The 8,719-nt window shown below is 44.0% G+C and carries 9 protein-coding genes; 3 read left to right on the plus strand and 6 right to left on the minus strand.

All coding sequences use genetic code 11. The annotated features are described in order from the left end of the window. Window positions 1-752, plus strand: a 752-nt coding sequence (locus A3761_RS27575; protein WP_068750137.1) for a hypothetical protein, incomplete at its 5' end; no start/stop codon positions are given. A 79-nt stretch (window positions 753-831) separates the two neighbouring features. Here the strand turns inward: A3761_RS27575 and purB are convergent. From purB to mnmA, 5 genes are all read right to left on the minus strand, one after another. Further along, a complete protein-coding gene (gene purB / locus A3761_RS09290; RefSeq protein WP_068750139.1) occupies window positions 832-2,217 on the minus strand; it encodes an adenylosuccinate lyase in 1,386 nt (461 codons plus the stop codon). Between the two features lie 98 nt (window positions 2,218-2,315). Beyond that, the gene (locus tag A3761_RS09295) at window positions 2,316-3,047 is read right to left on the minus strand and encodes an START domain-containing protein (RefSeq protein WP_068554323.1); all 732 of its coding nucleotides are present in this window, start codon (window positions 3,045-3,047) and stop codon (window positions 2,316-2,318) included. 85 nt (window positions 3,048-3,132) lie between these two features. After that, window positions 3,133-4,755 carry a methyl-accepting chemotaxis protein gene (locus tag A3761_RS09300; protein WP_068554324.1) on the minus strand — a complete coding sequence of 541 codons (1,623 nt, stop codon included), beginning with the start codon at window positions 4,753-4,755 and terminating at the stop codon, window positions 3,133-3,135. Between the two features lie 173 nt (window positions 4,756-4,928). After that, a complete protein-coding gene (gene hflD / locus A3761_RS09305; protein ID WP_068511610.1) occupies window positions 4,929-5,558 on the minus strand; it encodes a high frequency lysogenization protein HflD in 630 nt (209 codons plus the stop codon). Between the two features lie 78 nt (window positions 5,559-5,636). After that, window positions 5,637-6,761 (minus strand): tRNA 2-thiouridine(34) synthase MnmA, encoded by a 1,125-nt coding sequence (gene mnmA, locus A3761_RS09310; protein WP_068511612.1) that lies wholly within the window; start codon window positions 6,759-6,761, stop codon window positions 5,637-5,639. Window positions 6,762-6,968: 207 nt separating this feature from the next. Between mnmA and A3761_RS09315 the strand changes: the two genes are divergently transcribed. Both A3761_RS09315 and A3761_RS09320 read left to right on the plus strand, forming a co-directional pair. Then, window positions 6,969-7,214 (plus strand): hypothetical protein, encoded by a 246-nt coding sequence (locus A3761_RS09315; RefSeq protein ID WP_068511616.1) that lies wholly within the window; start codon window positions 6,969-6,971, stop codon window positions 7,212-7,214. A gap of 30 nt (window positions 7,215-7,244) precedes the next feature. After that, the gene (locus tag A3761_RS09320) at window positions 7,245-7,550 is read left to right on the plus strand and encodes a hypothetical protein (protein ID WP_068511619.1); all 306 of its coding nucleotides are present in this window, start codon (window positions 7,245-7,247) and stop codon (window positions 7,548-7,550) included. Between the two features lie 40 nt (window positions 7,551-7,590). On the opposite strand, the gene A3761_RS09325 is transcribed toward A3761_RS09320, so the two are convergent. Next, the gene (locus A3761_RS09325) at window positions 7,591-8,715 is read right to left on the minus strand and encodes a 5-(carboxyamino)imidazole ribonucleotide synthase (protein ID WP_231881202.1); all 1,125 of its coding nucleotides are present in this window, start codon (window positions 8,713-8,715) and stop codon (window positions 7,591-7,593) included. Window positions 8,716-8,719 lie beyond the last annotated feature (4 nt).

Genomic DNA, 8,719 nt, shown 5'->3' on the forward strand with positions numbered 1-8,719 from the left:
CCTACCCAGATACAGGTGCGGAAATATTTGAGCGAATTATTCGAACGGCTTTCCCCGAGTTAGTAGATGATATTCTTGCTTTATTAGCAATGCTTGATATCTATGACGAGTGGCTCTTGACTAATATATTAGATCTGAATGAAATGCCTGCGTTGCAGCAGCAAGGCATGTTTTGGCAAAAGCGCTATGAAATTTTTGGTGAGGAGTTAGCAGAAGCTATTTGGGAGAAAGAACGAAGTGCTGAAGAAGATAAACGAGAGTCAATGCTCTCTACCGTTAATATGCTTAACCAGTCACTTGATATGAGCATGCAAGACCGAGTTTATCTATTGCAAAGCGCTTATGATGAAAACTATTTTGGCTCTGTTGAAGATTTGGTGCTTGATTCGAAAGGTATGTTATCTCAAGTTGTCTTTGGTCTTAATATTGTACAAAGCGAACTCGGTGCATTAACACGTGAAGAACGTCAGTATGAAATTAATGAAGTGAGGCGGCTCATCGGATTCGAAGAGTCCCAGATAGAATGGTTGGTCAAGCGAGACCAAGAGAGAGAGGATCGGTGGAATAATGGTTACGCATATATGGAAGAGCGTTCACTTGTCTCTGAGCAGTTTGAAGGTGAAGCCTTAGTAGAAAAGCTAAGCGCTTTGCGAGAGAAGTACTTTAAAAATGAGGCCGGTACCATCCAGAAGGAAGAAGAAATGTTAGGTTTCTTCCGTTATAACAGAGAAAGGGTTTATGGGCGAAACTGATTACTTAAGAGTCTTCAAATGGAAAGAAAAAAGGCGCGTTGAGTTTTCTCAATGCGCCTTTTTTATAATCTTTCGAAAGTTAGCTCTTAATTGCGTTTGCCTGCGCTATTGCGTTACCAATATAGGTAGCAGGCGTCAATTTCAGCAGCTCTTCTTTAGCTGAGTCTGGAATATCTAAAGTCTTCACAAAGCTTTGAATCGTTTCCTGGTTCATTACATTACCGCGAGTTAGCTCTTTAAGCTTCTCGTAAGGTTGTTCAACCTTATAGCGACGCATAACGGTTTGAATCGGCTCAGCCATGATTTCCCATGCGTTGTCGAGGTCTTGAGCTAAACGCTCCGGGTTAATTTGAAGCTTGTTTAGACCCTTTAGCGTGGACTGGTAAGCAATGATGCTGTGCGCCAGGCCGACGCCTAGGTTACGAAGAACCGTAGAATCTGTCAGGTCACGCTGCCAGCGAGAGATAGGTAGCTTTTCTGCCAAGTGGCCTAATATAGCGTTTGCCAGGCCTAAGTTGCCTTCAGAGTTTTCAAAGTCGATAGGGTTAACTTTATGAGGCATCGTGGAAGAGCCAACTTCACCAGCAATTGTTTTCTGCTTGAAGAAAGCCATTGAAATGTAAGCCCAAATGTCGCGGTCTAGGTCGATTAGAATCGTGTTGAAGCGGGCAATTGCGTCAAACAATTCTGCAATATAATCGTGGGGCTCAATCTGTGTTGTATACGGGTTGAACTGTAGTCCTAGGCTCTCGATGAATGTTTTAGCATTTTCAGCCCAGTCAACATCAGGGTAGGCAGATAGGTGAGCATTGTAGTTACCTACAGCGCCATTAATTTTGCCCAGGATTTCAACTTTCTCGATTTGAGCCAACTGGCGGCGTAAACGAGCAACAACATTTGCAAATTCTTTACCCATTGTAGAAGGCGAGGCTGTTTGACCGTGGGTACGTGAAAGCATCGGGATTTCAGCGTACTCAAGTGCCAGTTCTTCCATTTTGTTTACAACTTCTTTCATTGACGGTAAAACACTCTTCTGCATGCCATTAGTAAGCATTAAACCGTGAGATAGGTTGTTGATGTCTTCCGAAGTACAAGCAAAGTGAACGAACTCGGAATCGGCTTCTAATTCAGGGAAGTCGCCTTTTGCTGCAGAGAACTTTTCTTTTAGGAGATATTCAACTGCTTTTACGTCGTGATTTGTAGTGCGTTCAATTTCTTTAACGCGCTCTGCGTCTTCTACAGAGAAGTTACTTACGATATCGTCTAGGAACTTGTTGGCGTCAGCAGAGAAGGCTTTTAATTCTTCAATTTGAGGGTGGGCTGCCAAGGTTTGCAACCAACGAATTTCAACCTCTACGCGGAATTTAATAAGTCCAAACTCGCTGAAGATATCCCTAAGGTCAGTGACTTTTGAGCCGTAACGGCCATCGATAGGTGAANCTGCGGTTAAAGATGAAAGTTGCATTCGTAATCTCTTTCTCTGCTGCTTAAAAAATGGGCGGCAATGATACTACAAATGTGACCTGAGTTGCACTTTTTGTCACGGATACATGAGGGTGCGGTCTATTGCTTATGTTTTGTGGCTTGCTCGGAAATTGATTTATTTTTGATCGCTAATGGTAATGGTGGCTCAATGATGTACGACATTTCTTTGGGCAGCTGATAGCTATTGCTTTCGACGCGTCTACGCATTTTTTCTAGTGTGCCTAACGGTTGGTCAACAACGAAGCTGTTGGCGAGCCATGCCGGTAGGTCTCCGCTAGGATCAGCATGCGTTTCATATTCGACAAAAATATAGCCATCACCTTGTGGTGTAAAGCGCCAATAACCTGTTAGTTGTGTGACAGGTACACAGTCTTCGTGATTTTGCTTTACGGCTGTGCTGGCTTCGAAAGTCATCGTTACAGCATAGGTCTTGGGGTCTTGTTTAATATTGGCATGTAGTACATAATCTCGGTCGCTTACAGGCCAGGGGGCACTCGTTCGTTGGTAAATATAAAAGTCTTTATTTGATATTCTTCGAAGAACTTCACTCTTTGCGCAATCTTGTAGCCATAGTTCCATTGCAGATATGTCTGTATGGTGGGCCATTAAGTTATGTAGGCTTGATTTAATCGAGGTTTCACCACGAAATGCTTTGAATGAGGAACCCTCTATCTCTTGAGTATATACCTTGATTCCGTCGTCATCATGTTCCAAGTTCCAGCTATTGGCAGAGCAGGTTAGGGCAAAGCACAAGCTTAGTAGAGGGATTGAAATAAGTAAGTGTAGTGGTTTGCGTAATATGGTTTTCATTAGATGTGTCTACTTATCTCGGTGTTTATCAGGCATAAAATGAATATAACAATAAAAGAGAGCTATAAATATGCTCTCTCCAAGTCTATACCTTGTACTGCTCAAGAAGTTGCTGAGTTGAGCTGGTTAGCTTTTGTAGCTCTTCGCTATGTTGTGAAAGTGTTGTCGCACCTTCGTGGGTTTCATGAGCGACCTCTTTGATAGAGACCACATTGCTGCTGACTTCATTCGCAACGATGCCTTGTTGTTCCACCGTTGCAGCGATCATATTATTCCTATCGGTGACTTCAGCGACTTTTGAACCCGCTATCATTAGGCACTCTCCGGTGCTGTAAGCATTATCCACACAAGATTGAGTATGGATCTTTCCGGCCTCCATTACTTTAACTGCATTGGCAGCGGCAGATTGCAGAGCTTCAGTCATCGCCTGTATTTCTTCAGTGGATTCATGAGTTCGTTGTGCGAGAGACCTAACTTCATCTGCTACTACCGCGAAGCCGCGGCCTGTTTCGCCAGCTCGTGCAGCCTCGATCGCGGCGTTCAAAGCTAATAGGTTGGTCTGTTCAGAAATGTTTCTGATGACGCCAAGAATGGTGTCAATTTGTTGAACATCGGCTTCAAGTTGGCTAATGACTTGGCTGGCTTGTGTCATATCATCCGAGACGCTGCTGATTGCACCAATGGTATTGCGCATCATCTCGTTACCTTGATTTATTTGAGTATTTGCTTCGTGAGTCAGGTCTGAGGTTTCTGCAGCGTTGTTAGCAATCTCTTGAATTGTCATGGCAAGCTCTTCAATTGCCGAGGCGAGAAGCTCGGTCTCAGAGTGTTGTTGGTCAACACCTTCTGATGTTCTTGATGTAATGTCATTCATGACGGTTGCAGAAAACGACATTTCTTCAGAGCCGTGTTTGCAGTGATTGATTAAGCTACGGAAGGCGCTTTGCATGCTGATGAACGATCGGCTTAGACCTCCTAGCTCATCGCGACGCTCAGTTTGCTCAATTTCTTGTCGAAAGTCTCCGTTTGCAGCGTCTTTCATGACTGATACGATTCGCTTTAAAGGTTCGACCAAGTCTTGGGTCATCATTCGAGCGATCACAGCAACGACAATGAGCGTGGCAAGAAGCAAGAAGATAGACGATCGTGACTTTTTCCAGAATAGCTCATCGATATCGTCAATATATACACCGCTGCCGATAATGTAGTTCCAAGGTTTGAAGCCTTGAACATATGATGTTTTTGCAACAGGTTCGTCTTTTCCAGGTTTAGCCCAATAATAATCGACATACCCGCTTTCAGAGCTGCGTACGACTTTCACAAAATCGGAAAACAGTTGCGTGCCTTTAGGGTCGGTAAATTCGCTTAAGTCTTTGCCGTTCAGTGCTGGCTTAATAGGGTGCATCACCATTTTCGCGCTATAATCATTGATCCAGAAATATCCGCTGCCATTGTCGTACCTTAGGTGTCTGATAGCGTTGACGGCTTGTTTTTTAGCTTCTGCTTCACCCAATATATCTCTTCGTTCGTAGAATGAGCTAAGCAGCGAAGACGCATTTTCAACAAGATGCTTCACTTCACTTTTTCGACTTTCGAGCAAGTTATCTCGCTCATTAATCCGGTCAAAAACTTGAATGAATAAGCTGCTAATAATGGCAATAGCTAGAAGTAGCCAAATTTTGACTTCAAATCGAAGGTTGCTAAACAAAGTGTTTTCCTTAAGAAATCAGTAATGGTTGGGTCGTGATTTTACTGCAAAATAGATTGATTCGTGAGCAGAAGTTCCTAATATAGATTCAAAGTCTCTCTCATGCAAGTTACTGGATTTAATCAATAATTGAAGGAGATCTGTAATAGTTTTCAGATATAATTATGTAGCAGCTAGCTTGCTCTGCTTTGGCTTAATAGTTTTTCGCACTCATTTGCTAACGCGCGTCGTTTAAAGATAAAGTGCCAACGATGGCCAGAGAGTTGTCGCCATAAGTTTGCAGCCCTTACGCCTGAGAGAAGCAGGCAGCGGATTTTTGCTGCGTTCAGATCGACGGTCAAGTGGCGTTCATGGCCAGATACCTGTACACGCAATGAAAAGGTGCTGATGGTTTGCATGTAAATCTCAGCGAGACTGCCAATGACATTTTCGTGAAGCAGGCCAAAATGCTCTACTTGCTGTTGTGCCCTCTCAAGTTTCCGGCTAAGTGCATCTAGCATTTCTTTATCTTTATTGAGTTTTCTCTCAAGGTGGAGGACTGCAAGAGCGTAGCGCACGGGCAGTACGTGCCCCTTAGTATTAGTTTTGGCAAGTAGGTCATGAACGACTTCAAGGCCTTTCTCAAGTTTGGCAAGGTCACCAAAGACCGATAGTGTGGTATCCGGGTTTGTGATAAACAGACTATTTAAGGCAGTTTCCAGGTGTTGAGGATTGCATTGTCCGCTCTGTGCAATGTCGTCAGCGGCTGACATTGCCTGGAATAACCCTGCTAGGGCAAGTATTTGTTGTTGAGTCTTGTTCATAGAGTTCACTGTTTAAAATTACTTTGCTGATGATTGCTGAGCATGTCTTGGAATTCAGCTTTCTAGTGTTTTAGCTGTCTATTCCGTTGTTTCAATAATCGCGCCACCGAGGCATTGATCTTCAAGATAGAAGGCAATCGATTGGCCGGGTGTGACCGCGCGCTGAGGCTGCCCAAAGAATACGCTTAAGCATCCATTGTCGTTACTTTCAATAATGCAGTCCTGATCAGCTTGGCGGTAGCGCACCTTAGCTTTGCAGTGGAAAGGGTACTCACTTGGAGCTTTGTTGATCCAGTCAGTTTCGAGAGTCTGTAGTTGGCTGCTGTATAGAAGGGGGTGCTTGCTGCCTTGAACAACGATTAATACGTTACGATCAAGGTCTTTTTGTGCAACATACCAAGGTGATTCGTCATAGCCGCTGAGCCCACCAATTCCTAAGCCTTGGCGCTGCCCAATAGTGTGGTACATAAGCCCATTGTGTCGGCCGATGATATCGCCCTTGTCAGTTTCAATATCACCCGGTTGCGCAGGGATGTATTGCTTTAGAAAGTCAGAGAACTTTCGCTCTCCGATAAAACATATGCCGGTACTATCTTTCTTGTTATGTGTGATTAAATCATGTTCTTCGGCAAGCTTTCTTACAGCTGGCTTTTCCAATTCACCAACCGGAAACAGGGTTTTCGCTAATTTGCTTTGGTTGACAGCATGTAGAAAGTAGCTTTGATCTTTGTTGTTATCGAGCCCCTTTAATAGCAAGGTTTGCCCATTATCGTCAGCGCGTCTCACGTAATGGCCTGTCGCAATGTAATCTGCCCCTAAGGTACTCGCATAATCGAGAAAGGCTTTGAATTTGATTTCCTTGTTACACAGGATGTCAGGGTTGGGAGTTCGCCCAGAGCGATACTCAACCAAAAAGTGCTCGAAGACTCTGTCCCAATATTCAGCGGCAAAGTTAGCGGTATGAAGCTTAATACCTAGCTTGTCACATACAGCTTGGGCATCATTCAGGTCTTCGATTGCGGTACAGTATTCTGTGCCGTCGTCCTCGTCCCAGTTTTTCATAAACAGGCCTTCGACAAGAAAGCCTTGCTGTTTTAGGAGTAGTGCTGAAACGGAAGAGTCAACACCGCCTGACATGCCAACGATTACGCGTGTTTGGCTTGGGTCAACAGAAGAGGGTAGGGAAGAGCTATTTTGTATCATAAGGTGGATATACTAGCGGTGAGCTGCTGAAGTAAGTTTGTTAGTTTGTTTGGAAGAAAGTGCATTCTACCTTGTTGCCTTTATACTTGGTAGTGCCTCCTTTATGCTACTAGATGTTCGGTGGAGTATTTAGTTTGCTGTCTATACTTTGTATAGTAACGGTACTGGGGAATAATGAAGTGATCAGAGAGTCTTGAGGGAATATCAATGAGCAGTGTGCAAGTTGTGCCACGAATTTTGGAGTTGTTTGAGCGTGCTAGTGCAAAACAGTTTGATAATTTAGGTGCTTATATTAAAAAGACTGATAATGACCTACAAAGGTTATCTACTCTTGATGGCTTTGTTTCTGTATCCATTGAGGCTAGTTCTGAAGATCTTTCTATCTTAATGTATTTAAGTGTTTCTGGAGCTTTTCTCAGGGAAACAATGCCTAGTATTGAAGCGCAAAATTAAACAATTGTGCAGTACCAGGAAAATTGGTGTATGGAGCTAGCTAATCGCTTTTTGGGAGACTTGAAAAACCAGTTGCTGCTTCATCACTGTATTCTCAGAATGGGCTTGCCTAAATTGTGTCAGGATGAGCTGTTAGAGCTGGACGCACCTGTTGATTACGAAGTCCATGAGAGGCTTTTCTTGGTGGATAGCCACCTATTGGCACAGATTCATGACTTGCCGATTGTCTGTCGTTTATTAATAAAACAGACCAATAAAGAAATGATATTTGCGGAAGTTAGTGAGGGTTTGGAGGAAGAAGACTGGTTTGAAGAAAGCGAGCTTGAGTTTTTCTAGTGTCTCAAGCTGCTTTTGGGGTTTCTGCCTTTGAATCGGTTTAACTATGTTTGAATTCAGGGCTTCCAGGCAAAAAACTCGCAACATTCTTTACTCGCCAGGCAAGTTCTTCGTGGCTATCTGCTTGCACAGTCACGTGCCCTAGTTTGCGTCCTTCGCGTTCTTCTTTTCCGTACAAATGAAGGTTGGCGTAAGGAAGTGACAAGATACTCCCGGTATCACCTTTTTCACCAATAATATTGATCATGCAGGTGAGCTTTTGCGCTTCGGTGCAACCTAAAGGTAGGCCGCTGACAGCACGCAAATGGTTTTCAAACTGACTGCAATGTGCGCCTTCAATGCTCCAGTGCCCAGAGTTATGGACTCGAGGTGCCATTTCATTAGCGACTAAGCCGTTTTCTGTTTCAAATAATTCCAGTGTTAAAATGCCGACATGCCCTAGCTCATGCATTAACTCTTTAATATATTGATTTGCTTGAGCATTTATATCGTCCGCGACCTTAGCTGCAGGTGCGATGGAATAGCGCAGAATGCCTTCGTGGTGGTCGTTTTCTGCTAGTGGGTAGACTTTCATGCTGTCATCAGCTGAGCGTACAGCGATAATTGACAGCTCTCGAGAAAAGTTTACGAATGCTTCTGCAATAAGTGTGTTTGTGCCATTTTTACCTTCGCCAATAGCCTGCCATGCTGCTTCGCATTGTTCTGCTTGACGAATAACGAACTGGCCTTTTCCGTCATAGCCTTCTCGCGTTGTCTTGGTGACGATTGGGCAACCTAGTTTTTCGACAGCCGCTTTTAACTCTTCAAGGGAGTTGACGATATGGTAGGCAGGAGTGGGAATTCCAAGTTTGGTAAATAGTGCCTTTTCCTCAGCTCTATTTTGACAGACTTCAATAGACTTTGAGGGGGGATAAAGTGTACTTTTACTTTCGATGTATTGTGTTAGTTGCGCTGGAAGGTGCTCAAATTCATAAGTGACGACATCAACGTCATTCAGGAAGTCCGCTAAGGCCGGATTGTCGAGCTTGGCCTCGGTGTCGATAGTAATGTCTCCAAGTCCAACGCTAGGAGAACCGGACGTATCATAAAAGTGAAAGTCCAGCTCCAGAGGGTATCCCGCCAAAGCGAGCATTCGGCCTAGTTGCCCAGCGCCCAGTACACCAATTTTC

Source organism: Oleiphilus sp. HI0123 (assembly GCF_001635315.1).

Excerpts from the sequence above, each read along its gene's own strand:
- A3761_RS09295 (WP_068554323.1), bottom strand. The coding sequence starts at position 3,047 with ATGAAAACCATATTACGCAAACCACTACACTTACTTATTTCAATCCCT.
- hflD (WP_068511610.1), bottom strand. The coding sequence starts at position 5,558 with ATGAACAAGACTCAACAACAAATACTTGCCCTAGCAGGGTTATTCCAG.
- mnmA (WP_068511612.1), bottom strand. The coding sequence starts at position 6,761 with ATGATACAAAATAGCTCTTCCCTACCCTCTTCTGTTGACCCAAGCCAA.
- A3761_RS09315 (WP_068511616.1), top strand. The coding sequence starts at position 6,969 with ATGAGCAGTGTGCAAGTTGTGCCACGAATTTTGGAGTTGTTTGAGCGT.
- A3761_RS09320 (WP_068511619.1), top strand. The coding sequence starts at position 7,245 with ATGGAGCTAGCTAATCGCTTTTTGGGAGACTTGAAAAACCAGTTGCTG.